The organism is Pseudoroseicyclus tamaricis (assembly GCF_012070395.1).
Taxonomy (GTDB): domain Bacteria; phylum Pseudomonadota; class Alphaproteobacteria; order Rhodobacterales; family Rhodobacteraceae; genus Pseudoroseicyclus_A; species Pseudoroseicyclus_A tamaricis.
The window spans coordinates 1,019,425-1,043,771 of sequence record NZ_JAAFYS010000001.1; the positions used below are offsets into that span (position 1 = coordinate 1,019,425).

General features: G+C 70.5%; 24 protein-coding genes. 8 read left to right on the plus strand and 16 right to left on the minus strand.

Features of this window, described 5'->3' with window-relative positions:
* Positions 1 to 8: 8 nt before the first annotated feature.
* On the minus strand, positions 9 to 821 hold the full coding sequence (locus tag GY170_RS04620) for an ATP-binding cassette domain-containing protein (RefSeq protein ID WP_163890417.1): 813 nt from the start codon (positions 819 to 821) through the stop codon (positions 9 to 11).
* 277 nt (positions 822 to 1,098) lie between these two features.
* On the opposite strand from GY170_RS04620, the gene GY170_RS04625 reads away from it, so the two are divergent.
* The 4 genes from GY170_RS04625 (at position 1,099) to GY170_RS04640 (ending at position 3,974) form a co-directional block, all read left to right on the plus strand.
* Complete coding sequence (locus GY170_RS04625; protein ID WP_163890419.1) at positions 1,099 to 1,245, plus strand: SDR family oxidoreductase; 147 nt, start codon at positions 1,099 to 1,101, stop codon at positions 1,243 to 1,245.
* Positions 1,242 to 2,237, plus strand: a complete 996-nt coding sequence (locus GY170_RS04630) for a GntR family transcriptional regulator (RefSeq protein WP_235937792.1) — start codon at positions 1,242 to 1,244, stop codon at positions 2,235 to 2,237. Before GY170_RS04625 ends, GY170_RS04630 begins: the two co-directional genes overlap by 4 nt.
* A 24-nt stretch (positions 2,238 to 2,261) precedes the next feature.
* Positions 2,262 to 2,660, plus strand: coding sequence for a RidA family protein (locus GY170_RS04635; protein WP_163890421.1), 399 nt, complete (start codon positions 2,262 to 2,264; stop codon positions 2,658 to 2,660).
* Between the two features lie 477 nt (positions 2,661 to 3,137).
* Positions 3,138 to 3,974 (plus strand): DUF481 domain-containing protein, encoded by an 837-nt coding sequence (locus tag GY170_RS04640; RefSeq protein ID WP_163890423.1) that lies wholly within the window; start codon positions 3,138 to 3,140, stop codon positions 3,972 to 3,974.
* A 279-nt stretch (positions 3,975 to 4,253) separates the two neighbouring features.
* On the opposite strand, the gene GY170_RS04645 is transcribed toward GY170_RS04640, so the two are convergent.
* The 8 genes from GY170_RS04645 to GY170_RS04680 form a co-directional block, all read right to left on the minus strand.
* Positions 4,254 to 5,531 (minus strand): amino acid deaminase, encoded by a 1,278-nt coding sequence (locus GY170_RS04645; RefSeq protein ID WP_163890425.1) that lies wholly within the window; start codon positions 5,529 to 5,531, stop codon positions 4,254 to 4,256.
* A 445-nt stretch (positions 5,532 to 5,976) separates the two neighbouring features.
* The gene (locus GY170_RS04650; protein WP_163890427.1) at positions 5,977 to 7,041 is read right to left on the minus strand and encodes an ABC transporter ATP-binding protein; all 1,065 of its coding nucleotides are present in this window, start codon (positions 7,039 to 7,041) and stop codon (positions 5,977 to 5,979) included.
* Positions 7,042 to 7,054: 13 nt separating this feature from the next.
* Positions 7,055 to 8,779, minus strand: coding sequence for a D-lactate dehydrogenase (gene dld, locus GY170_RS04655; protein WP_163890429.1), 1,725 nt, complete (start codon positions 8,777 to 8,779; stop codon positions 7,055 to 7,057).
* Between the two features lie 14 nt (positions 8,780 to 8,793).
* Positions 8,794 to 9,849, minus strand: coding sequence for a glycoside hydrolase 5 family protein (locus GY170_RS04660; protein WP_163890431.1), 1,056 nt, complete (start codon positions 9,847 to 9,849; stop codon positions 8,794 to 8,796).
* Positions 9,849 to 10,919 carry a zinc-dependent alcohol dehydrogenase gene (locus GY170_RS04665; RefSeq protein ID WP_163890433.1) on the minus strand — a complete coding sequence of 357 codons (1,071 nt, stop codon included), beginning with the start codon at positions 10,917 to 10,919 and terminating at the stop codon, positions 9,849 to 9,851. Before GY170_RS04665 ends, GY170_RS04660 begins: the two co-directional genes overlap by 1 nt.
* Before the next feature lie 37 nt (positions 10,920 to 10,956).
* A complete protein-coding gene (locus GY170_RS04670; RefSeq protein WP_163890435.1) occupies positions 10,957 to 11,781 on the minus strand; it encodes a carbohydrate ABC transporter permease in 825 nt (274 codons plus the stop codon).
* Positions 11,778 to 12,728: a carbohydrate ABC transporter permease gene (locus GY170_RS04675; protein ID WP_163890437.1), complete on the minus strand. Its 951-nt coding sequence runs from the start codon at positions 12,726 to 12,728 to the stop codon at positions 11,778 to 11,780. Before GY170_RS04675 ends, GY170_RS04670 begins: the two co-directional genes overlap by 4 nt.
* Positions 12,729 to 12,747: 19 nt before the next feature.
* Positions 12,748 to 14,037, minus strand: a complete 1,290-nt coding sequence (locus GY170_RS04680) for an ABC transporter substrate-binding protein (protein ID WP_163890439.1) — start codon at positions 14,035 to 14,037, stop codon at positions 12,748 to 12,750.
* 318 nt (positions 14,038 to 14,355) lie between these two features.
* Here GY170_RS04680 and GY170_RS04685 point away from each other — a divergent pair, with 318 nt between their 5' ends.
* On the plus strand, positions 14,356 to 14,991 hold the full coding sequence (locus tag GY170_RS04685; protein ID WP_163890441.1) for a TetR/AcrR family transcriptional regulator: 636 nt from the start codon (positions 14,356 to 14,358) through the stop codon (positions 14,989 to 14,991).
* A gap of 311 nt (positions 14,992 to 15,302) precedes the next feature.
* Here GY170_RS04685 and GY170_RS04690 read toward each other — a convergent pair whose 3' ends face one another.
* Genes GY170_RS04690 through GY170_RS04700 form a run of 3 tightly spaced genes read right to left on the minus strand, consistent with a single transcriptional unit; the run spans position 15,303 to position 17,876 of the window.
* Positions 15,303 to 16,160: an SMP-30/gluconolactonase/LRE family protein gene (locus GY170_RS04690; RefSeq protein WP_163890443.1), complete on the minus strand. Its 858-nt coding sequence runs from the start codon at positions 16,158 to 16,160 to the stop codon at positions 15,303 to 15,305.
* Positions 16,161 to 16,162: 2 nt separating this feature from the next.
* Positions 16,163 to 17,116, minus strand: coding sequence for a succinylglutamate desuccinylase/aspartoacylase family protein (locus tag GY170_RS04695; RefSeq protein ID WP_163890445.1), 954 nt, complete (start codon positions 17,114 to 17,116; stop codon positions 16,163 to 16,165).
* Positions 17,106 to 17,876 (minus strand): SDR family NAD(P)-dependent oxidoreductase, encoded by a 771-nt coding sequence (locus tag GY170_RS04700; RefSeq protein ID WP_163890447.1) that lies wholly within the window; start codon positions 17,874 to 17,876, stop codon positions 17,106 to 17,108. Before GY170_RS04700 ends, GY170_RS04695 begins: the two co-directional genes overlap by 11 nt.
* Positions 17,877 to 18,124: 248 nt before the next feature.
* Between GY170_RS04700 and GY170_RS04705 the strand changes: the two genes are divergently transcribed.
* From GY170_RS04705 to GY170_RS04715, 3 genes are all read left to right on the plus strand, one after another.
* Positions 18,125 to 18,928 (plus strand): IclR family transcriptional regulator, encoded by an 804-nt coding sequence (locus GY170_RS04705; RefSeq protein WP_163890449.1) that lies wholly within the window; start codon positions 18,125 to 18,127, stop codon positions 18,926 to 18,928.
* Positions 18,929 to 19,047: 119 nt separating this feature from the next.
* The gene (locus GY170_RS04710) at positions 19,048 to 20,127 is read left to right on the plus strand and encodes a pyridoxal-phosphate dependent enzyme (protein WP_163890451.1); all 1,080 of its coding nucleotides are present in this window, start codon (positions 19,048 to 19,050) and stop codon (positions 20,125 to 20,127) included.
* Positions 20,128 to 20,147: 20 nt separating this feature from the next.
* Positions 20,148 to 21,470: an aspartate aminotransferase family protein gene (locus GY170_RS04715; RefSeq protein WP_163890453.1), complete on the plus strand. Its 1,323-nt coding sequence runs from the start codon at positions 20,148 to 20,150 to the stop codon at positions 21,468 to 21,470.
* Positions 21,471 to 21,607: 137 nt separating this feature from the next.
* Here GY170_RS04715 and GY170_RS04720 read toward each other — a convergent pair whose 3' ends face one another.
* Genes GY170_RS04720 through cbiM form a run of 4 tightly spaced genes read right to left on the minus strand, consistent with a single transcriptional unit; the run spans position 21,608 to position 24,297 of the window.
* Complete coding sequence (locus tag GY170_RS04720) at positions 21,608 to 22,297, minus strand: energy-coupling factor ABC transporter ATP-binding protein (protein WP_163890455.1); 690 nt, start codon at positions 22,295 to 22,297, stop codon at positions 21,608 to 21,610.
* On the minus strand, positions 22,275 to 23,066 hold the full coding sequence (cbiQ, locus tag GY170_RS04725; RefSeq protein ID WP_163890457.1) for a cobalt ECF transporter T component CbiQ: 792 nt from the start codon (positions 23,064 to 23,066) through the stop codon (positions 22,275 to 22,277). Before cbiQ ends, GY170_RS04720 begins: the two co-directional genes overlap by 23 nt.
* Entirely contained in the window at positions 23,063 to 23,671 is a 609-nt protein-coding gene (locus GY170_RS04730) for an HI_1622 family ECF transport-associated protein (RefSeq protein ID WP_167803286.1), read from the minus strand. Before GY170_RS04730 ends, cbiQ begins: the two co-directional genes overlap by 4 nt.
* Complete coding sequence (gene cbiM, locus GY170_RS04735; protein WP_163890460.1) at positions 23,671 to 24,297, minus strand: cobalt transporter CbiM; 627 nt, start codon at positions 24,295 to 24,297, stop codon at positions 23,671 to 23,673. Before cbiM ends, GY170_RS04730 begins: the two co-directional genes overlap by 1 nt.
* Positions 24,298 to 24,347: the final 50 nt, after the last annotated feature.

Below are 24,347 nucleotides of genomic sequence, written 5' to 3' on the forward strand. Positions count from 1 at the left end.
GCCGGCGCTCAGGCCAGTGCGGTGCCGGCGAGCCCGGCCTCCACCGTCAGGACGGCATCGACCAGCGCCTTCGTCTCCGGCGCCTTGGGCATCCGGAAGAGATCCATCGGCGGGCCGGCCTCGACGATGCGCCCCGAGGCGATGACCGAGACGCGGGAGGTGGAGTAGGCGACGACCGAGAGGTCATGGGCGATCAGCACCAGCGACAGGCCGAGGTCCCGTGTCAGGTCCTTCAACAGGTTCAGCACCTGCGCCTGGATCGAGACGTCGAGGGCCGAGACCGGCTCGTCGGCGATCAGCACCCGCGGCCCCGGCATCAGCGCCCGGGCGATGGCGATGCGCTGCAGCTGCCCGCCGGAGAACTCGTGGGGATAGCGCTCCAGCGCCGCCGGCGTCAGGCCCACCTGGCCGATCACCTCGTGCATCCGGGCGACGTGGTCGCCTTCCACTCTCAGGCTCCGCATCGGCTCCAGCAGCGCCGTGCCGACCTTCATGCGCGGGTCGAGGGAGGAGCGGGGGTTCTGCATCACCACCTGCACGCCGCGGCGGAAGGCGGCGCGGCGGGCAGGCGGCGCGGCCCAGACGCTCTGCTCTTCGAAGAGGACCTGCCCCTCCTGCGGTTGTTCCAGCCCGGTGAGGATGCGGGTGAGGGTCGTCTTGCCGGCCCCGGATTCGCCGACGAGGCCGACCGCCTCGCCCTGGCCCACGGCGAAATCCACCTTGTCGAGAACCGTCAGCCGGGGCTTGGGCGCGAAGAGGGTCTGCCGGGCCAGCGTGTAGATCTGGCTGACGCCGCGCATCTCCAGCAGCGGGGCGCTCATGCCTCCGCCTCCCGAGGGGCCGGGGCTTCCTCCTCCACCGGGTGCCAGCAGGCGACGCCGTCGGAGCGGCCGGTCAGCTCGGGCATCTCGCGCCGGCATTTCTCGCTCGCCGCCGGGCAGCGGGGTGGAAGGCGCAGCCGGAGGGCAGGGATTGAGGGGCGGGACCATGCCGGGGATTGAGGGCAGGCGGGTGGGGCCATCCTCGGTGATATTGTCCATCGTCGGCTGCGAGTAGCGCAGGCCGCGCGTGTAGTGGTGCCGGAAACTGGGTTCAGTCATGAATAGCCGGATCGGCCAGCCGGCGGATATCGGCGGGGCGGCCGTCTTCCTCGCCGTTGACGAAGCCCGCTACATCACCGGGCAGATGCTATATATAGACGGCGGCATCATCGCTAATCAGATATCTTGGGAAGACCTGTCGTGAACAAGGCGATCGCCCCCCGCCACCTGCAACTGCGCGAGATGCTGCTGCGCCGCTGGAAGGCCAATGGCCTGAAGGTGGGTGACCGGATCGAATCCCAGAACGAGATCATCAAGTTCTGCCAGTTCTCGCTCATAACCGTGGTGAAGACGCTGAAGGACCTCGAGGCAGAGGGCGTCATCCGCCGGCAGGTCGGCAAGGGCTCCTTCCTCGTCCGCGCGCCGTGGGCGGAGGCCTTCTACCGCATCGGCTTCTTCTACAACCGCGACGTCGTGGGCGGCGGCATCTTCGACAACGTCTTCTACACGCGCATGGTCATGGCCTTCGAGAAGCAGGTGGTCAGCGACGGGCATGCCTTCATCATGGGCTCCTTCCGGCATGGCAACATGCCGGTGGAGGTGTTCGAGGCGCTGGATGTCGTCGTCCTCACCTCCGTCACCGACGAGACGGGGCTCGACGTGATCGACAGGGTGGCGAGCCAGGTCTGCCTGATCGACCACGTGGTCGATCACCCGCGCGTCCATTCCTACCGCATCGACTTCGCCCCCGCCTTCCGCGCCATGGTGGCGCATCACGGGGGCCGGCCGGCGCGCTACCTCTACATCGACAGCGAGCTGCCGACGCAGGAACTGGCGGCGCGGCGGCGCTGGGCGGAAGACGCCGTGGCGGATGCGCCCGAGGGCAGCAGCCTGCGGATGCTGAAGATCGACCCCGAAAGCCGCAGCGCCGCCAATGCCGAGGCCCTGCGCGCCGAGCTGGAGGCGCATCCGGCCGATGTCATCTTCGGCCACGCCAATGCCGAGTGGGAGCAGTCGCTGGAAGAGCTTGCCCCCGGCGCGGCGCTCTACCCGATGTCGCTCGATCCGGCGCAGCGGGGCTTCACCGTCGATGCCGCCGGCTGGATGGCCGACGTCCTGCCGCGCATCTACGCCAATTTCGAGGACAGGCAGGCGGAGGGGCAGATCCACGCCCACACCGCGACCTTCCACCCCTGAAGACCCCGCGAAAGGACCTCCCCCATGCTCAAGATCGTCGACAAGGGCGCCCGCTCCCACCTGCCGTTCTCCCCCGCCATCATCGCGGGGGACCTGATGTTCATCTCCGGCCAGGCCTCCGTCAGCCGCGAGGACGGGGCGATCATCGAGGATACCTTCGAGGGGGAGATGCGCCGCTCCATCGACAATCTGGAGGCGATCCTGAAGGAGGCGGGGGCGACGCTGGATCACGTCATCCAGGTGCGCAGCTACCTCGGTGCCGGCGACTGGGGAGCGGAGTACAACCGCATCTATGCCGAGTACTTCCCCGAGCCGCGCCCGGTGCGCACCACCATCTCCGACGTGCTGGGAACGCTCCTGAAGTTCGAGCTCGACGCCGTCGCCTACCTGCCCTCCACGCGGATGGAGGCGGAGCGCCTCTGAGCTCCGCGCCATCGGGGCGGGCCCCGATCCCTGCGATGGATGTCGTTGCCGCGCCTCTGGTCGGCTCCGTGGGCGGGCCGGGACTGACCCGGCCCTGGAGGGCGTCGGCCAGACCCTTCCCGGCCCGATCTCGTTAAAGGCGACGGCCGGGAACAGCTCCGAAAAGCCCGACGACCTTGACCCTGGCACCGGCCACACCGTCGCCCTGCCGAAGGGCCGCACGCCGGTCGTTCCCCGTTTCAAAGATTGACGTCACATCACCCTGACGAAAAGCGGCGCCGCCCGTCTTGGAAGGGCGCGCGCTCACCCTATGTCTGAAGGGTTCGAGGCAATTAGCCTGGTACACGAGTTCGTGTCTGAAATGTGATCATAAATCCCCCGAGGTAAAGGGAAATATTTGGCCACTTCGTCCGTTCGCGTGCAGGTGCGGGACAAACAACCGCTTCACTCGAGATCATGGAATAAGGGATACACCTCATGAAAACTCAAGCCTTCATCGGGGCCGTCGTCGCCAGCTTCGTCGCCACCACCGCGTTCGCCCAGACGTCCGCCTTCGATCTTGAAGACGCCGCCGTGGACGAGGTCGAGGACCTGCAGGAAGACATCGCCGACGACGCCGAGCGCGACGTCTTCCTCGGCAACCGCGGCCGTGAGACCGGCACGTTCGGCTCCGTTGCCCTGCGCTACGTTGCCAACGACGATGCCAACGGCGATGACACCGCCTCGCTCGGCCTCGGCCTGTCCTATGGCTACTACGACGGCCTCAACGGCTTCGACAGCACGCTGTCCTACTCCTACCAGGAGACCGATGGCGACGCGGACACCGACCGGCTGACGGGTAGCCTCGGCTACACCCGCGACTTCGGCCCGCGCATCTTCGGCTTTGCCGACGCGACGGTGCGGATCGACCGCGAGACCGATGAGCCGGACGACAACTTCCGCGACGCCTTCGTCGGCTTCGGTGCCGGCTACCGCGTGTTCGACACGGACACGATGCAGTGGACGGCCAAGGCCGGCCCGGGCTACCGCTACATCGAGAAGGCCTCCGGCGAGGAAGTCGACGAAGCCGCCTACGTGGTGGAATCCAACTACTACATGGAATTCCGCCCCGGTGTCGCGATCACCAACGACACCCAGCTGATCGGCTCTGACTTCGACACCACCGTGTCGAACGATCTCGCGCTCAGCGTGGCCCTGTCGAACGCCCTGTCGCTGCGCACGAGCTATGTCGTCGAATTCAGCGGCTCCGACTTCGATGATCTGGACCGCGATTCCAGCACCATCGGCGCCTCGGTGGTCTACAGCTTCAACTAACGCTGGCCTTTGCATTCTCAGGCGGGCGTGCGTTCCCTCGCACGTCCGGTCAGCCAGGGCAGGGGGGACCTTCGGGTTCCCCCTCTTCTGTTTTGGGGGAGGCGTTTCACCGACTGCAGCGCCTCCACCCGCGCCTTCGGACCGACATGAGCCGGGCGAGCGCCAGCCCGCCGGGACCGGCAGGCGCTCGCCCGGCGCCTTCGGCTTTATTCCGAGAGGGTTGGGCGCTGCTCGGGCGGGGGCTGAACCTATCGCCTCAGAGTAGGCGGAGACGCTCCCTCAGAAGAACGTCATCACCCCATCCACCACGTCATAGCTGTCGCTGACGACGGGCAGGAACCGCCACTTGTCGAAGGCCGTGCAGGGGTGGGAGATGCCGCTGGCGACCATGTCGCCCACCTGCCATTCCGCGCCGTTCCCCAGCCGCACATAGGCGTGCTGGTCGTTGACCGCCGTCACTTCCGCCTCGCCCACGGGCAGGAACCCCTTGCCCGGGCGGTAGAGCTTCAGCGGCACCGGCAGGCCGGCGTCATAGGGCACGTCGCGCTTGCCCATGGTGAGGAAGGCGAGGCCCGGCTCCGGCATCGACTGCACGTAGGCCCAGGCCTCCAGCGCCGGATGCAGCTCGCTCTTCCAGCTGCGATGCGGGTCGGCGCGGCCGGCCTCCTGCATTGCCTTGTAGCCGCCGTTGTCCGTCGTGACGTAGCAGCCCGAGCGCAGGAGGATGCGCACCGGGACCGGCAGCTCCAGCTCCCCGAACGCCTCCGCCATCAGGTCGAAGTGGCCGGAGCCGCCGCCGGTGAGGATGAACTCCTCGGCTCCCTCGTAGAGCGCCGGGGGCAGGGCGCGGGCGATCTCCACCACCTGGCGCGCATAGCCGCGCACCGGCTCCGGCCCCTCGGCGAGGCCGGGCACCACCCCCTCGAAGGAGGCAACGCCGGCGAAGCGGAAGAGCGCCGGGTCGGCGGCCAGCATCGCTTCGGCCAGGTCCGCCGCCTCCTCCTCCGTCCGCAGGCCCGTCCGCCCGCCGGCCACGCCGACCTCCAGCAGCAGGTGGAGGGGGCGGGGCAGGCCGAGGCCGGAGAGGTGGCGCGCCATGTTGTCCAGCTGGGCCGGCGAGTCGACGAAGACGTAGAACTCGAACGCCTCCCGCTCCGCCATCATCTGCGCCACCGAGGCGAGCGCCGCCCGCCCGAGGAGCTGGTTCCCCAGCACCACGCGGTCCACGCCGTAGCGGTGCATCACCTGCACCTGCGCCACGTTCGCCGCCGTGATCGCCCAGGAATAGCGCAGCTGCTCGGCGAAGAGCTGCGGCGCCATGGTCGTCTTGCCATGGGGCGCCAGCGACAACCCGTGGGCGGAGAGGTAGTCGCCGAAGACGCGGGCGTTGTGGTCCAGCGCGGCGCGCTTGAGCACCATGAGCGGCAGCGGCATGTCCTCGCGCAGCACGTTCCAGCCCTGCGCCGCGATGTGCTTCAGCGCGAAGGGGGCGGCGGTGCCGGGGAGGCCCTTGGTGCGGCCGTCGAGCACGGTCTCGTAGATCTCGGACAGGTCCATCACAGGTCCCCGAAGGCGGCGACGGCGGCATCGGCATAGCTCGCCAGCGCCACCACGTCCGCCCCGACGGAGAGGAGGTTGTAGCCCATGTCGGCGAGGGAGGCGATCTGCGGCTGGCCGCAGACGGTGGCGGCGATCTTGCCGTGCCGGCGCGCCCCTGGCGGAGCTGCGCGCCCCGGCCCCCGGCCTCGTCATGTTCGCCCGCCGCAACCGCTGGGTGGAGGAGGGCGAGACCCTCATCGCCCTCGCCGAGGACGACCCGACGGAGGGCTGACCGCCTCTCGCCGTCTTGCAAATGGGGCGGGGGGAGCGGGGCAGCGCCCCATCCCCCCGTCGGCCGGCAAGGCCGGCCGGGCATCTCGAACGGCGGGCCGCACCTCATCGTCGAGGTGGCACCGCCCGGATCCCGGCAGGGGTCCGGGCAAGCGCGCCGGGCCCGTCCCTCTCAGAGGTCCGGCCCGATCCGCTCCCCCGTGGCGGCGTCGAAGAGGTGCAGGTGCGCGTGCTCGATGCCCAGCGTGATCGCGTCGCCCGGCCGCTGGGTCACCCGCTCGCGGAAGGCGGCGGTCAGCACCTGGCCGGCGAGGCGCAGCATCACCTGCGTCTCCGATCCCGTCGGCTCCACCGTCACCACCTCGGCCGTCAGCCCCTCCATGGCCGGCAGGAAGCCCTCCGGCCGGATCCCCAGCACCACGTCGCGCCCCGAGACCCCGCTCACGTCCCCCGGCAGGGGGATGCACGTGCCGTCCTCGGCGACGAAGGTCCCGCCCTCCAGCCGCCCCGGCAGCTGGTTCATCGCCGGCGAGCCGATGAAGCCGGCGACGAAGAGGTTCGCCGGCCGGTCGTAGAGTTCCAGCGGCGTGCCGATCTGCTCGATCGTGCCGTCGCGCATGACGACGATGCGGTCGGCCATCGTCATCGCCTCGATCTGGTCGTGGGTGACGTAGACGGTCGTCGTCCGCAGGCGCTGGTGGTTGAGCTTGATCTCCGAGCGCATCTGCACGCGCAGCTTGGCGTCGAGGTTCGAGAGTGGCTCGTCGAAGAGATAGACCTGCGGGTTGCGCACGATGGCCCGCCCCATCGCCACCCGCTGCCGCTGCCCGCCGGAGAGCTGGCGGGGATGGCGGCCGAGGTAGGGCTCCAGCCCCAGCATCTCGGCAGCGGCGGCGACCCGCTCCTTGCGCTCGGCCACCGGCACGCCGGCGAGCTTGAGCGAGAAGCCCATGTTCTCCTCCACCGTCATGTGCGGGTAGAGCGCGTAGTTCTGGAACACCATGGCGATGTCCCGATCCTTCGGGGCAAGGCCGTTGACCGTGCGCCCCGCGATGGTGATCTCGCCCGAGGCGATGCTCTCCAGCCCCGCGATCATGCGCAGCAGGGTGGATTTGCCGCAGCCCGACGGGCCGACGAGGATGACGAATTCGCCATCCTCGATATCCAGCGAGACGCCGTGCAGCACCTCCACGGCGCCGTAGTTCTTGCGCGCCTCTCGTATGGTCATCGCACCCATGTCGTTCCTCCCCTCATGGCTGTCTCTCCGGGGCCGGGGGCGTGCCCGCCCAACCCGCGCGCTTGCTGGCGCGGCCGATCCCGGGATTGAATGAATTGGTCGGGTCGAGCTGGCGGTAGAACGCCAGCTGCTCCTCCCCCGCGTCGTAGCTGTGGCCGACATTGTGCTCGGCCGGGTAGCGCGCGCCGCGTCTGTCGAGCTCGGCCAGCAGCCGCGCTTTCAGCGCCTCGGCATCCACGCCGCGCCGCACGAAATATTCCTGGTGGAAGACGTGGCAGAAGAAGTGGCCGCAATATTGCCTGGCCACGAGATCCGCCTCGATGTCGGGGGGCAGCGTCTCGAACCAGTCCTGCGCGTTGCGGGGCAGGGCGATGTCGAGCGCCACGATCTCCTCCACCTCGCGGGCATGGACGGCGCGGTAGCGCACCACCGCGCCGCCGACGGCGAAGCGATGGAGGAAGGCGTCCTCCGCCTCGCGCGGCGTGCACTCGAAGGCATCGCCGGTGGCGGAGGGGAAGCGCCGGGCCAGCGCCTCCCGCGCCTCCTCCACGCCCTTGGCGCCGACCTTGAGGATCAGGTGATGCTCGTAGCGCTGCCGCCACTCCGTCATCCGCGCCGGCAGGTGCGGGGGCATGGCGCGGCAGGCGGCATCCAGCAGCCGGTCGCTCACGTAGGGGCCGAGGCCCAGCCGCTCCGTCAGCCCGTCGACGCGGCTCTTGGCGGCGAAGGCGCGGGGAACGTTGCGGGTGCCGAAGAGGCGGATGAAGCGGAAGAGGTCGCGCCCGTAGCGGGCGCTCAGGTCATAGGCGGTGGCGTGCAGGTACTCGCCCGCGATGGGCAGGTGCTCGAACCCTTGGAGGATATCGCGCCGCAGCCGCCCCAGCTCCTCCGTGTCGTTGGTGCCGATGTAGAAGGTCCGCGCCCCGTCATCGGCGGGGAAGGTATCGAGCCGCAGCGCGAAGACGGCGAGGTGCCCGGCCGAGCCCGACGCCTCGTGAAGCCGCCGCGGATCGGCGTTGTAACGGGCCGGGCTGGCGGCGGAGACATCGCGGACATGCGTTCCGTATTCCCGGTCGGAGGCGGCGCGGTTGGCGCCGTGGGTCAGATCGGCCTCGTCCCACTCGCCGCGGTCGAGCCGGCCCAGCATCTCCTCGGGGTCCTGCCCCAACTCCAGCCCCAGGTGATTGACGAGCCGCAGCACCCCGTCGGCGCCGATCTGCGCGAAGAGCGCCAGCTCCGTGTAGGCCGGCCCCCGCCGCACCAGCGCGCCGCCGGAATTGTTGCACACGCCCCCGGTGACGGAGGCGCCGATGCAGGAGGAGCCGATGACGGAATGCGGCTCGCGCCCCAGCGGCGCCAGCCGCCGCTCCAGCTGCTCCAGCGTCGCGCCCGGCTGGCAGATGACCTGCGCGCCGCCGCGGACGAGATCGACCCGCGTCATGCGCAGGGTGCTGAGGATGACGACCGGCCGGTCGTAGCTGTCCCCGTCCGGGGTGGAGCCGCCGGTGAGCCCCGTGTTCGCCGCCTGGCAGATCACGATGACCCCCGCCTCGGCGCAGAGCTTGAGGCACCGCCATTGCTCCACCAGCGAGCCGGGGCGCAGCACGGCGAGCACCGGCCCCTCGCCCTGCCGGTAGCCGCGCCGGTAGGGGCGCGTCCGGCGCGCCCCCGTCAGCACGTGGCGCGGGCCAAGCACCCTCCGGAAGGCGCCGAGCAGCGCCTCCGGGTCGGCGCTCATGGCCCGCGCGTGGTTCACTCGGCCGCCTCGCTGCGCAGCCGGGAGGGGGCGTAATCGTTGAACGCCTCGTGCCCCTCGCGAAGCTTGCCGTCGGCCTCGATGAAATGCAGGCACTCCGGCAGTCCCACGGGGCCGTATTCATCGCGGTGCAGGTCCGAGATCAGGCTGTGGTGCAGCGCGTGCACGGTGAAGCCGACGCCCCGCTTGGAGAGCTCGTCCAGCGTGAAGCGCATCACCTCGACATGCTTGGCATCGTCGCGTGCGCCCCAGACCGTCTCGGAGGCGATCAGCCCCTTGCCGACGCTGTCGGCGAAGGCGACCGTGTCCTCGATGAGCTTGATGAAGCCCTCCTTCTTGGTCACCTGCATCTGCGCGGCCTTGCCGTTCCAGACGTAGTAGGGGTGGAAGGAGAGGATATCGACCCAGGGCTCGGAGGCCTTCACGGCGGAGAGGCCGGGGTAGTTGCCGATGGTGATCGGCTGGCTCGCGCCCAGCATCCGCACCTTGTCCGCCAGCCACTTGAGCCACTTGAGCTCGGCGGCGCGCAGGGGGCTGCCCGGGTCGTCCACGTACTCGCCCATCAGGGGCTCGTTGCACAGATCCCAGCAATAGATGCGGTCGTCGTCCTTGTGGGCGGTGATGACGGCGTCGAGGAAGGTGGCGTGCACCTCCTCCACGATGGTCAGCTCGCGCCCCGTCGGATCGGCGGAGGAGAAGAGATCGTCCGAGTGGTTCCACGCCGTTGCCCAGGGGATCAGATGCTCCAGCCCGACGCCGCCGAAATCGCAGACCGGGTCGCGCCAGCGGTTGAAGAGCACGGGCATGACCTTGATGCCGTGGCTGGCGAAGATGCCGAGGCCGGCGTCGAGGTTGGCCATGAAGCGCTCGGGGTTCCTCTGGTAGCTCTCGTTGGAGAGCCACCACCGGCCGACGTTCCACTCGGGGAAGTAGCGCTTGCCCCGCGCGATCTCCACGGCCATCAGCCCGTGGTCGTGGTGGTTCCACACCTCCAGCCCGCTGGATCCCCAGGACCCGTCGTAGTTGAAGCCGAAGACCTCACTGGTTTCCATCATCTCACTCCCTCTTCTTCCATGGCGGCGTCGGCGTGCGTCGCCGTCTCCCCGCGATCCTCATTCCGATCCTCGTCCCCAGGGACGATCACCAGCTTGCCCGTGCCCGGCGCATTGGCGAGCAGGGCCGCGTAGGCCTCCCGCGCCCCGGCGAGCGGGTAGCGCCCGGTGATCAGCGCGGCGGGCCTGACCCGCCCGCGCCCCAGAAGCTGCAACATCTGCGACCAGACACCGGGGCTGCCGAGCGAGCCGGTCAGCGACTGGTCGCTGACGACCATGCGGTCGACATCCACCGGGTGGCTGGAACAGCCCGTCAGGCTGACGGCCACCAGCCGGCCGTTGCTGGCCAGCCGCCCGAGCGCGGCGCGCAGGCCGTTGGCATTGCCGCTGGCCTCGATCACCACGTCGAACTGCTCGGCCAGCTCCGCCGGCCGTGCGCCGATGCCGGCGGCGCGCGCCATGCGGGCCTCGTCCGGCTCCATCACCGCGACCTCGCAGGCGTAAAGATCCATGGCGATGGCGGCGGCGAGCCAGCCGATGGTGCCGGCGCCGACGACGAGCACCCGGTCGCCCTTGTTCCAGCCGGCACGCAGCACGGCGCGCAGGGCGACGGCGGCGGGCTCGGCGAAGACGGCGTCGTCATCGGCGATCTCCCCCGGCACCTTGTAGGCGCTGGTGGCGGGAAAGCGGACGAGGCCGGCCAGCGCGCCCTCCTGCTTCATGATGCCGGTCTCGGCGCGCGCATCGCACTGGTGGTAATCGCCCGCATCGCAGCGCAGGCAATGCCCGCAGCCGATGCTGCACTCCCCCACCACCCGGTCGCCGGGGGCGAAGCCGCGCGCCTCCTCCCCCACCGCGACGACGCGGGCGACCCATTCGTGGCCGGGCGTCATCGGCAGGCTGGCGCGGCCGTCGCGCAGGTAGATGTGGCTGCAATCGGCCAGCTCCGCATCGGTTCGGCAGAGGCCGATGGCCAGCGGGGCGAGCAGCAGGTCGCCCGGGCCGGGCAGGGGGGGCGGCGCCGGCAGGACATCGATCCGTCCGGGCGCCGAGATCACGACGTGTCTCACGTAAGTCTCTCCGTCACTGGCTCGGTCACTGGCCCGGTCACTGGCTCGACAGCGAGCCGCCGATGCCGCCCACGCTGAAGTATCGGTTGAGCAGGGCGAACAGGATGACCGGGGGCATCATGGTGATGACGGAGACCGCCATGACGGCGCCCCAGTCGGTGGATGTCTGCTGGAAGAAGGATTGCAGGCCGATGGGCAGCGTGAAGCTGTCGTCGGACTTCAGGAAGACGATGGCGACGAGGTAGTCGTTCCAGCTCAAGAGGAAGGTGAAGATCGCGGTGCTCAGCACCCCGGGCAGCGAGTTGCGCAGCACGATCCGCACGAAGCCGCCGAAGACGGAGCAGCCGTCGATCCACGCCGCCTCCTCCAGCGCCGCGGGGATGGAGTCGAAATAGGCCGCCATCATCCATGTCGCGACGGAGAGAGAGCCCGCCACGTAGATGATGACCAGCGCGCCGAGGTGGTCGGCCAGCCCCAGCCGCGCGAAGAGGATGAAGAGCGGGATGACCGCCGTGATGATCGGCAGCGACTGCACGATGAAGAGCAGCAGCGAGTAGCCCTCGATCACCTTGTGCCGCCCGCGGCTGATCACGTAGCCCGCCGGCGCCGAGACGATGATCGCCGCGACGACGGTGAAGAGCGACACCATGAGAGAGTTGCCCAGCCAGTCGAGCACCAGCGATGTCTCGAAGACATGCCTGAAGTTCTGCAAGCTGATCAGCGCCGGCTCCCCGCCCGGGCGCGGGCGCAGCGACAGCATGATGGTGGCGCCGATGGGCAGCAGCGCGATGGCCGTGAAGACGAAGACACCGGCGGTGCGCAGCGCGGTCGCGCGGTCGAAACTCGGTCCTGCGGCGGTCATGCTGTCGCTCCCGATTTGCGGATCTGGCGGAAGAGCACCATCGACACGACGACCATCGCGGCCGTCATCATCAGCGCCACGGCGACGCCGGGGCCCGTCTGGAAGTTCTGGAACACCAGCCGGTAGGCCAGCACGATCAGCGAGGTCGTGGCGTCGATCGGGCCGCCGGCGGTGAGCAGGTAGATGGTGGGGAAGTCGTTGATGCAGAAGATCGTCATCAGGATCCAGCTGATGTAGGTCGTCCGCCGCGTCAGCGGCAGCGTGATGTAGAACAGCTGCTGGCGCGCGCTGGCCCCGTCGAGCGAGGAGGCCTCGTAGACGCTCCGGTCGATGGCCGAGAGCGCGGCGCTCATCATCAGCATCATGAAGGGAAAGCTGCACCAGATCTTGAAAACGCAGACGGTCACCGCCGCCAGCACCGGATCGGCGAGGAAGAGCGGCGTGCCGAAGCCGAGAAAGCGCGCCAGCGCCGGCATCGGCGAGTCGGGCGTCGCCACCAGCCAGTTCCACGCCATGGACGACACCACGATGGGCACCACCCACGGCAGCAGCAGCAGCACCTTGAAGACACCGCCGAAGTGGATGCGCGCCTGCAGCGCCAGCGCCAGCGCCATGCCGATCAGCCAGCTCCCCGCGACGCCGGAGATGGTGAAGATCGCGGTGAAGCGCACCGCGTGCCAGAAGTCGGGGCTCTGGAGGACCTTGGCGAAGTTCGCCAGCCCGACGAATTCCCCGGCGGTGATGAGGGTGCCGTTGCGCACCGATTGCAGCGCCGCGTAGGCGACGGGGTAGGCGTTCAGCAGCGCCAGGAGCAGCACCGACGGCGCGATGAGCACCAGGAACAGGCGCCCGCGGCTGGCACTCCAGTCGGTGCGGGGGCGGCTGGCGCCCCCGCTCCGGCCTTGTGCCGCGCGGACCACGTCAAGCGGGTCTGTGCGGTCCGACATCGGCTCTGGCCCCTCTGGCTTACATCAGGTCTTCGAGGTCGGCCTGCAGGCGCTCCAGCGCCGCGCGGGCCTCGGTGCGGCCCTGCAGCATGGTCTGCGTGAAGCGCGTCACCGCCTGGCCGGCGTCGATGGAGGCCAGCGCCGGGAAGGAGGCCTGCGCCCGCGCCGCCATCGGCTTGCAGATGGGCTGCCACTCCTCGATGACCTTCACCGCCTGCGTCCGCGACTGGAAGACGTCGGTCTGCGCCACCGAGCGCAGCGCCGGAAGCGTCGGCGCATTGCCCTCGACCCAGGCGTGCTCGAGGTTGTTGACGTACCAGAAGAGGAACTCCTCGGTCGCCTCGACGGAGGGGTTGTTGGCGTACATCATGATGTTGTTGACGTAATAGGCCGAGCCGTAATCGCCGTGCGGGCCGGCCGGCGGGCTCATCACCTGCAGGTCGCCGTCGGTCTCTCCCAGCACCTCGTCGAGCCCGGGCGTATGGTAGCCGAGCGCGCATTTTCCGGTGCGCCACATCTGGTCGAGGTTGTCGGTGGAGTAGCTGATCGAGGCGGGGTCGATCATCCCGTCCACCGCCATCTCGCGGACGAACTCCATCGCCTCGACGTTGCGCTCGAAGAGGGCGTCGGGCTCGGCGCTCTCGTTGAAGAGGCCGCCGCCGTTGTTGATCATCAGCGCCATCATCGAATGGTAGCCGAAGTTGTTGTTCGGCCCCGCGCCCGTGCCGAAGGCGTAGACGTCGATCTCCTTCAGCGCCCGGCCGACCTCCAGCCATTCGGCCCAGGTCGTCGGCGCCGCGACGCCGGCCTGGTCGAGCAGCGACTGGCGCACCCAGATGGGCCGCACGTCGAGGTTCCACGGGATGCCCACGATGCCCTCGGGCGTCGTCAGCGCCTCGACGGTGCCGGGCAGGAAGTCATCGATCTTGCCGCTCTCGCGCAGCATCTCGATGATCGCGTCGGCATAGAGGACCTGCCCCTGCTCGGCGAACTGGAAGGCCTGGAAGGCGCCGCCGGTGGAGGCGGCCGGGCCGGTGTTCGAGGCCAGCGCCGAGGCGAAGACCTGCTGGAAGTTGGCCCACTGGATCACCTGGTACTCGGCGCCCAGGCTGCCGGAATAGCCCTCGACGAGGCCCTTCATGGCGTTGTTGTAGGTCGTCCCGCCCCACGGCATGTCCCAGAACTTGATGGGCCCGTCCTGGGCGATGGCCGGCATCCCCAGAAGGCTGCCCGTGGCCGCGCCGGCGGCCGAGGCCCCGGCAAGTTTCATGAAGCCGCGACGCGACAAACCGGTTATGGTGTTAGACATGTCCTGTCTCCTCTCCCTGCGTGGTCCCCTCGATCCTTCGGGCAAGGCGATACCGGTGGCCGCGGCGCATGTGCTGCCGGGCCTCCTCTCGCCGCCGTTTCGGTCGATCGGGATGTGCGCTCTGACAGTCGGCCGCCCCGGCCCCGCCTGACGTAAGGCGGGTAAAACCTCCCCGGGACGCTGACTGTCCCAAAAGTATATCGCGATTCACTTTTCGTCAAGCGCCGGATGTGCTCTTGTCGCCGCAGGGCGCCGGATGGCACATGGCCCTGCCCTCGGGGGCAGGCGCGGCGCGAAGAGGACAGACAGGACCGAGCAGTGGAAAAACGCACGAGGGGCCCCTACGAGGCGGGCCGCAAGCGCCGGGCGCGCATTCTGGAAGAGGCGGTCGAGGTCTTCGGCCGCAAGGGCTACAGCGCCGGGTCGCTGCAGGAGATCGCCCAGCGGGCCGGCATCACGACGGCCGGGATCATGCGGCACTTCGACAGCAAGGCCGAGCTGCTCGTCGAGGTGCTGCGCTACTGGGACGATGCCCAGAGGGAGGACGAGAAACGCTACGAGGGCCTCGCCTACTTCCGCAGCCTGCGCAGCGTCACCGAAGGCAACATGGCCCACCGCGGCTTCATCGACCTCTACCTGACGCTCTCCATCGAGGCGAGCCGCCCCGACCACCCCGCCAACACCTTCGTCGTCGAGCGCTACAAGCGCACGATGGACGTCTTCACCAAACACCTGCGCCTCGCCATCGCCGCCGGAGACCTGCCGGCGATGGACGAGGAGACGATCCAGTACGAGGCGCACCTGCTGATCTCCGTCCTCGACGGCTTCGCGATCCAGTGGATGATCGATGATAAGGTCGACCTGCTGCTGATGATCGGCATCTACGTCGACGCGGTGATCGAACGCTGGAAGGCCGGCGGCGGCTACCGGCCCCCGGAGGAGGCGCAGGGCTGACGGCCGGGCGGGCCTGTGGCGTTGTGGTGAGCCGAGCCGCGTGCTGAGGGTGCGGGACCGGGGGGCCAGCCCCCCGGACCCCCCGAGGGTATTTTTGGCCAGATGAAAGGGCGGTGGGAGCGTCCGGCGCGGTAGCTGGCCGAGGCGCCGTTTGAGGGTGCGGGCCGGGGGGCCAGCCCCCCGGAACCCCCCGAGGGTATTTTTGGCCAGATGAAAAGGCGGTGGGAGGCGTCAGGAGCGGGGGCGGGCCGTCGTCTCTTTCGTAGGCCGGGCTTCGGCCCGGCGCTGCCGGCGCCGACCGGGACGCGCTGTCAGCCGCCGAACATCGCCACCGGCAGCCCGGCGATGCCCGGGTCCAGCCGGAATAGGGCGCCCATCATCGGGTCGGCCGCCCGCTCCTCCTCGCTGGCGCCCTCCTTCGCCGTGGTGACGAAGAGCGTCTCCAGCCCCGCCCCCCCGAAGGCGCAGGAGCTGACGCGGGGGGTGGGGAAATGCACCTCGGCGGCCACCTCGCCGGCGGGCGTCAGCCGCACCAGCCGGCCGCCGCCCCAGAGCGCCAGCCAGACATGCCCCTCGGCATCGACGGAGAGGCCGTCCGGCACCTCGTCCCCCGTCGTCTCGAAGAGCCGCCGCTGGTTCGTCAGCGCCCCCGTGCCCACCTCGAAGTCGAAGGCATAAAGCGCCTGCGCCGTGCTGTCGGCGTAGTACATGACCCGTCCGTCCGGGCTCCATCCGAGGCCATTGGACATGGCGATGCCGTCCACCACCCGCTCCGGCGCCCCGCCCGGCGGGATACGGTAGAGATGGCAGTCGAAGCGGCCCTCGGCATTCGCCGTGCCGATCCAGAGCCGGCCGGCCGCGTCGCATTTGCCGTCGTTGAAGCGCCCGTAGGTGCCCTCGGGCAGCGCGGCGAGGCGGGGCCCGTCCTGCCCCTCCTCCACCGCGTGCAGCGCCTGCCCGCCGGCCGCGACCCAGCCGCCGCCTTGCCTCCGGGCGAGGCAGCTCGTCAGGCGGGGCAGGGGGTGCGTCTGGGTCTCGCCCGTCTCCGGGTCCGTCACGTGGCGGGCCTGGCCGAGCACGTCGAGCCAGTGCAGTCGCCCCTCCTCCGGCGCCCAGACGGGGCCTTCGCCGAGCTCGGCCCGCACCGGGCCGAGCGGCTCCGCCCTCATGGCTAAACCTCGGCGAGCTTCATCAGCAGCTCGCCCCGCTCCACCCAGCGCGAGCGGCGCAGGAACACCGGGTGCCCGCCGCTCCCCGCCCGGATCTCCGCCAAGACCGCCCCGCCCACGTCGCGCAGCGTGAAGCACAGCTGCCCCGCCGCAACCGGCGCGCCCAGCTCCACGTGGCGCTCCAGGAGGCCCGCGTGGGGGGCGGCGACCGTCGGCGCATCGGTGTCGCCATCGCCGGCGAGGCAGAGCGGCAACGGCGCGGGGGAGAAGATCGGGGCGATCATGCCCAGGTGAGCCATCACCCTGAGCACGCCCTCGGCATAGGCATCCACCAGCTCGTCGGGGGGCGTCACGCCGCCCGTTGCCTCGACGTAGATCGCCGGCGCGCCCCGCGCCTCGGCGACGGAGATGGTGCGCCCGGGCGGGCAGGGGCTCTCGTGGCGCCAGAGCACCGGGGCGCCGAAGGCCCGCGCCATCCCCTCCGCCGCCCGGCCCACCGGGCCGGGGGTGGCGACGTAGCCGGCCAGCAGCGGGCTCTCGGCGGCGACGGCGGCGGAGTGCAGGTCGACCAGCGCGTCGGCCGGCGCGATGACCGTCTCGGTGATCACCGCCGCCATCGCCTCCGTCACCGAGCCGTCACGGCGGCCGGGGAAGACGCGGGCGAGGTTCATCCCGTCGCCCGGCGTGCAGCGCTGCCCTGCCGCCACCGCCTCGGGGTTGGCGACCGGCAGCAGGATCAGCGTGCCGTCGATGGGCTCGCTGTCGAGATGGGCGAGCAGCTGGCCGATCGCCAGCGGCCCCTCCAGCTCGTCGCCATGCACGGCGCCGATGACGGCGAGCGTCGGTCCGGGCCGGCCGCCGGTGACGGTGATCACGGTCAGGGGCCGCGCCGAGCCGGGCACGGCATGCTCGGCGCGGGCGATGCGGGTGGTTGGCTTCGTGAGGTCAGTAAGCAAGGTAGCCTCCATCGACACGGAAGGTTTCGCCGGTGACGAACGAGGCCGCCTCCGACGCGAGGAACCAGACGGCCTCCGCCACCTCTTCCGGCCCGCCCTGGCGGCCGAGCGGCGTGCCGCGGGTGAGCGGGTGGCTGGCGCGGTCGACCCCGGCGGCGCGGCGCGCGTCTCCGGCGGCATCGGAGGTGCCGGTGCGGATGTCACCGGGCGCCACGGCATTGGCGCGGATGCCATGCTCCGCCCACTCGATGGCGAGGGAGCGCACCATCGCCTCCATCCCCGCCTTCGTCATGCAGTAGGTCGCGCCGTTCAGCTGCGCCGCCGCCCCGCCGACGGAGGAGATGTTGACGATGCTGCCGCCGCCCGCCGCCTGCATCCGGGCACCGGCGCCCTGCGCGAGGTGGTAGGCGGCGCTCAGGTTCACCGCCATGAGCCGGGCGTGATGCGCCTCGCTCTCCTCCATCGCCGGGGCGAGGGCGGCGGGACCGGAGAGGCCGGCGTTGTTGACGAGCGTGTCGAGCCGCCCGAAGCGGGCGTCGAGCGCTTCGAAGAGCTCTGCACGGGCGTCGCTCTCGGCGATGTCGCAGGCGTGGGTGGCAGCGGTGCCGCCGGCGGCGGTGATCGCCTCCGCCGTCTCCTCCAGCTCCGCCGCGTCCAGCCCGACGAGCAGCACCGCGTCGCCGCCGGCGGCGAAACGCCGGGCGATGGCGGCGCCGATGCCGGTGCCGCCTCCGGTGATCATCGCCACGCGCTGGGCCATCGCTGCCTCGCCTCCCCCGGTCCGCTTGTGCCCCGATGCAAGCCGTCGCTTCGTCCCGTGTCAAGAAACAAATGTTCCGCGATGAGGAACGGACGCCCGGCTGCCCGGAAAGGCGGCGGCCCGCGCATTTCAGACGCTGTGGACCCGAAGGCGGCGGTTTGGCGTTGCGTTGACAGCCTATCGGGCGCCGAATAGGCAGGCCTTGCAACAGGCATCGCACGATGCGGAACAGTCCCAGGAGGCCTCCCATGTCCCTGATCGAGGCAGAGAATGCGGAGGCGGCCGGGGCCGACGCGGGCGAGGGGCGCGACGCCGCCACCATCGGCGTGCTGGTCAAGGCGTTCCGCGCGCTGGAAGTGGTCGCCGAGATCGGCGAGCCCATGCCGCTCCGCGATATCGCCAAGGCCACGGGCCTGCCCAAGGGCACCCTCTTCCGCATCCTGCAGACGCTGACGACCCTCGGCTATGCCGCGCAGGTGGAGGAGACGGGGTTCTACTACCTCACCGGCCGCCTTTCCTGGCTGGGGCGCAATGCGCGTGAGGATGACCTCAAGATGCTCGCCCTGCCGGTGATGAAGGCGCTCCACGAGGAGTTCAACGAGACGATCAACCTCGGCGTCCTCGAAGGCACCTATGTCTATTATGTCGCTGTTCTGGAAGCGGAACGTCCGCTCTCCTGGAGGGTGCCGACGGGCACGCGCGACACCTATTATTCCACTGCCCTCGGCCGGGCCATCGCCGCGCATCTTGAGCCGCCGCAGCGCGAGGCGCTGATCGGCCATACCGACCTGCGCTCCCGCACGGCGCACACGATCAAGGACAAGGCGGAGCTCGGGCGCATCCTCGACGCGGTGCAGGAGAAGGGCGTCGCGGTGGATCTGGAGGAGAACGACGACGGCGTCGTCTGCCTCGGCGTGCCGATCTTCCTCGGCGGCCGCGTCGCCGCCTCGATCAGCGTCTCGGTGCCGACCAACCGCTATTCCGCTCCGCTTGGCGAGGCCCTCACCGCCCGCCTGCAGGGGCTGGCGCTCGATTTCCCGGCGCCCGACTAGGCGCCCGCCCGCGGGCGGGATGTTCCCTATTGTGAGACTTGCGTTTTGCATCGTGGCACAGTAGCCCGGACGGGCAGCGGGCCGCGCAGGCACGCGTCACGAGGGGATGAATCGGTTCGATGGGCGGTCTCTACACCCGCTTCGCCCGCCATCTGGGCGCGGCCGCCGCAACGGGGCTGGATCTCGGGCAGGGCGGCACGCCGCTCGTTCCCAGCCGCTCGATCGGTCCGAAGGCCGGGATCGCGGGCCTCCACTTCAAGTTGGAAAACCTCAACCCCACCGGCTCCTACAAGGATCGCTTCGCGGGCCTCGCCATCGGCGGCCTCGCCGCCGCCGGGCGCCCGGGCTGCGTGGCGACGTCCTCCGGCAATACCGGCGCCGCGCTCGCGGCCTTCTCGGCCGCCGCGGGGCTGCGCTGCGCGCTCTACGTCTCCGAGAATGCCCCCGCCGGGAAGCTCACCCAGATGCTCGCCTACGGGGCGGAGGTGCTGCGGGTGCGCGGCTTCTCCATCGACGCGGCCGAGAGCGCCCGCATCTCCGACAGCCTGACGGCGGAGTCGGCGGCGCGGGACCTGCCGATCTTCATCACCGCCTACGCGGTCAGCCCCGGCCCGATGGAGGGGATCAAGACCATCTCTTACGAGATCGCCGAGGACCTGCCCGGCGTAAGCGACGTCTTCGCTCCGGCCGGCGGCGGCGGCCTCTACGTCGCCATCGCCCGCGGCTTCGCCGATCTGGGGCCCGAGGCCGGGCCGGCCCCCCGGATGCACATCGTCCAGCCCGCCGGCAACGACACCATGGTCACGCCGCTCCTCTCCGGCGCCGACGAGGCGCGCGAGGTCTCCACCTCGACCCGCATCAGCGGCCTCGGCGTCGGCTACGTGCTCGACGGCACCGTGGCGCTCGGCCATGCCCGCGCCACCGGCGGCACCGGGCAACTCATCGACGAGGATGCGATCTTCGCCCTCCAGCGCCGCCTCGCGGTGGAGGATGGGCTGCTGGTCGAGCCGGCCGGCGCCGTCGCCGTCGCCGGCGCGCTGCAGGCGGCCGCGCGGGGGGAGCTGGCGGCCGACGCGCGCGCCGTCTGCATCCTCACCGGCCATGCCTTCAAGGACCCGGACAGCCTCTCCGCCATGGCGGGCGAGGCGCGCCTTATCGGGCGACAGGACATCCCGGCGAGCTTCGCCGGACAGCAATAAGCGGACAAAGGACCGGACCCATGGACAAATCCCTCAAGGCCTTCAGCTTCGACGCCTCGGCCGCCTGGAACGCGGAGGCTGCTAGCGTCATCGCCGGCTCCGTCAATTCCAACGTCCGCCTCGCCGGGGCGCCGATGCCGCTCTGCTTCACGCGGGGCAAGGGCGCGCACCTGTGGGACATCGACGGCAACCGCTTCCTCGACTACGCGCTCGGCATGGGGCCGACGATCCTCGGCCACGCGCCCGAGGCGGTGAATGCCGCCGTCGCGGACTCGCTGGCGCAGGGCCAGCTCTTCGCCGGCCAGCACCCGGCGGAGCTCGACCTCGCGAAGGCCCTCGTCCGCCACATCCCGTCGGCCCAGCTCACCCGCGTCGGCATGACGGGGTCGGAGATGGTGCAGGCGGCGCTGCGCGTCTCGCGCGCCTTCACCGGCAAGCCCAAGTTCATCAAGTTCGAGGGCCAGTACCACGGCTGGTACGACAACGTCCTCGTCTCCCACGCTCCCCGTGTGGCGGAACCGGGCGAGGCGCTGCCGCCCCGCCGCGAACCCAAGATCGAGTCGAAGGGCCAGACGGAGGTGGCGCGCGCCGAGATGATCGTCCTGCCCTGGAACGACATCGCCGCGCTGGAACAGGTGATCGCCGAGGAGGGCGGCCAGATCGCCGCCATCCTCACCGAGCCGGCCATGTGCAACACCGGCGCCATCCCGCCGGCCCCCGGCTACCTCGAGCGGATGCGTGAGCTGGCGACGGCCGAGAACATCGTGCTGATCTTCGACGAGGTCATCACCGGCTTCCGCCTCGGCCTCGGTGGCGGGCAGGAGCGCTTCGGCGTCACGCCCGACCTCTCCACCTTCGCTAAGGCCATGGCCGGCGGCTACCCCGTCGCCGCCCTCGTCGGCCGGGCCGACATCATGGAGATGTTCGCGACCTCGGGCGTGAACCACTCGGGCACCTACAATTCCAACGTGCAGAGCATCGTCGCCGCCGTCGCCACCCTCGCCGCGCTGGAGGACGGCACGGCACTCGCCCGCGCCGAGGCCACGGGCGAGGCGCTGATGGAGGGGCTGCGGGGGCTGGCGAGGGAGACGGGGACCCCGCTGCGGGTGGAAGGCTGGGGCACCGCCTTCTCCACCTTCTTCGCGCCGGCCGATCACGTCGTCACCGACTACCAGAGCTTCAAGGCCGCCGACGGCGACATGCTGCAGCGCTTCCTCTCCGAGCTGGTCCACCGCGGCGTGCGGCCGACGAACCGGGGGACGTGGTTCGTCTCCTCCGCCCATGACGAGGAGGACGTGGCGGAGACGCTGGAGGTGGCGCGGGAGGCGCTGACGGCGCTCTGAGGTGTTGCGGCCCGCAAGGCGGGCCGCCGGGTCGGGGGGCCAGCCCCCCGAACCCCCCGAGGTATTTCCGGCCAGATGAAAGGGGCGCGGGGCGGCAGCGAGACGCGCTCGCAAGAGAGCGGCGAGCGGGCCGGCGTTCAGGCGCCCATGCGGCGGGCGCCGTGGCCGGCGGGGCGCTCCGCCACGATGCGGCCCTGGTGGAGGAAGACCTCCCGCGTGCCGACCTCGGCGCGGAAGTGCGGGTCGTGGCTGACCGCGATCATCGCCTGCGGCAGGCCGGTCAGGATGTCCGCCAGCCGGTCCGTCGTCACCTCGTCGAGCGCGTTCGTCGGCTCGTCCAGCAACAGCACCTCCGGCTTCATCGCCAGCACCGTCGCCAGCGACACCAGCCGCCGCTCGCCGCCCGAGAGCTTGTAGGTGATCCGGTCGCGGAACCCATCCAGCCCCAGCCCCGCCAGCGCCTCGTCCGCCTGCGCGATGGCCTCGTCCCGCGGCAGGCCCATGTTGAGCGGGCCGAAGGCCACATCCTCGATGACCGTCGGCGAGAAGAGCTGGTCGTCCGGGTCCTGGAAGACGAAGCCGGCGCGGCAGCGCAGGCGGCGGAACTGCTCCTCCGTCGTCGGCTCCTCCCCGAAGGCGATGATCCGCCCCGCCTGCGGCCGCGCGAGGCCGATCAGGCAGCGCAGCAGCGTCGACTTGCCCGAGCCGTTGGCCCCGGTCAGGAACAGCCGCTCGCGGGCATGCAGCTCCAGGTCGATCCCCTCCAGCGCCGGGGCGCGGCCGGGATAGGCGAAGGTCAGGCCCTCAACGCGAAACAAAGGCGCCATGGCGGACCTCGACATAGATGAGCGCCGCCAGCACCGCCGCCGTGCCGATCGCGAAGAGCCCCTCGCGCAGCCCGGCGGGGCGGCTTTCGTCGATCAGGTGGAAGGCGCCGGTGAAGCCGCGGCAGCGCATCGCCTGCAGCACCCGCTCGGAGCGGTCGAAGGCGCGGATCAGCAGCATCCCCACGAGGTAACCCAGCGTGCGGATCGTGTGCATGTTCGTTCCGGGCCGAAAGCCGCGGGTGCGCATCGCTGTGCGCAGGCGCTGATACTCCTCGTTGAGCACCTCGATGTAGCGCACCGTGAAAAGCATCAGGTGCACGAACATCGGCGGCACCTTCAGGCGCGACAGCGCGTGCCCCAGCCGCACCGGCCCGATCGTGCCGACCAGCACCAGCATCATCAGGACGATGGCATTGGCCTTCAGCGCGATGCGGAACGCATCCCCGATCCCCTCCTTGGAGGCCTCCAGCCCGAACAGGGTAAACGCCGTCTCGCCCGGCGTGGTGAAAGGCAGCGAGAGGATGACGAAGATCATGAACATGTCGACCGTCACGACCTGCCGGATGGTGTTCGCCACCGGCAGCCGCCCGTGCAGCAGCACGGCGGCGGAGACGAAGAGCGCGATCAGCAGCGCCGCGAAATCGTGGAGCGCCACCACGGTGATGGCGAAGGCCACCACGGCCACCACCCGGTAGCGCGGGTCGACCTGCGTGAGCGCCGGCGGCGTGGCCGGGCGGGCGGTGGCGTCGCCTTCGAGGACATAGCTCATGCGTGGGCCTCCCGGAGCGGGGTGGGGGTCGGGCGCGGCAGATCGCGGATCATGCGGGCACCGGCGAGGAAGAGGCCGAGCCCGACGAGGCCGCAGAGAATGCCGATGCCGGAGACGAGGTTCATCAGGTCGGTCCGCTGCCGGTAGGCGGCGAGCTGCGTCATCAAGGGCGCCAGCTCCCGCGCGACGGCGGTGTCGATGGCGGCGGCGAGCGCCTCGTCCGTCTCCGCCGCCGGGGCGGCCGGGGCAGGGGCGAGCGCCGCGGTCTCCGCGCCGGCCTCCGCCGCGGCGAGCCCGGCGGGCAGATCGGCGGCGGCGACCAGCGCGTCCACCACGTGGCCGGAGCCGGCATCGAGGCGGAAGACATGGTCCACCGCCGCGCTCGGCATGTAGCGGAAGGCGCCGCCTCCGTCCGCCACCGTGCGGCCAAGCTCCGCCCCGTCCGGGCCCAGCACCTCGATCTCGGCATTTCCGACCATCGTGCCGTCGGAGAAGAAGGCCTCCCCCTCGATCCCGTCGCCCACCACGTAGGCCTCCAGGATCAGGTTGTGCGCCAGCGCGGGGCTCCCGGCGAGAAGGGCGAGCGCCGTCAGCACCGCCCGCATCACGCCGCCCCCCGTTTGAGCTGCGTCAGGCTGTCGAAGAGCTCCGGCCGCACACGCCAGACGAGGAAGACCGCCGCCGCGCTCACCAGCGCCTCGATCACCATCACCGGGATGTGGATGAGGAAGGTCAGCCGCGCCGCCGGCAGGAACTGGTCGCCCGAGAGCGCCAGCGACAGCGCCACCAGCACCGTCGTTGCGAGGATCGCCCCGGCGCCGGAGATGCCGCCCCAGAGCGCGGCGACGCGCGGGTTGGCGTTCACCACGCCCTGCCGGCAGAGGTAATGCATCAGCACCGCCGGCGCCGCGATGTTGAAGGTGTTGACCCCCAGCACCGTCAGCCCGCCAAAGCCGAAGAACACCGCCTGCAGGAGCAGAGCCACCGCCAGCGCCGGAAAGGCCGCCCAGCCCAGCACCAGCCCGGCCAGGCCGTTCATGATCAGGTGCACGCTCGTCGCGCCGACCGGGATGTGGACCAGCGAGGCCACGAAGAAGGTGGCGGAGAGCACGCCCGTCACGGGCATCGTCTCCATGTCGAGCTTGCGCAGCCCGACGGCCGTTCCGGCGACCGCCAGCACGGCGCCGCCGATGAGTACCGGGCCCGAGAGGGCTCCGTCCGCAATATGCATCTCACGTTCCTCCCAAACGCAGCGGAGCCCATCCTCCCCGACGGCTGCCG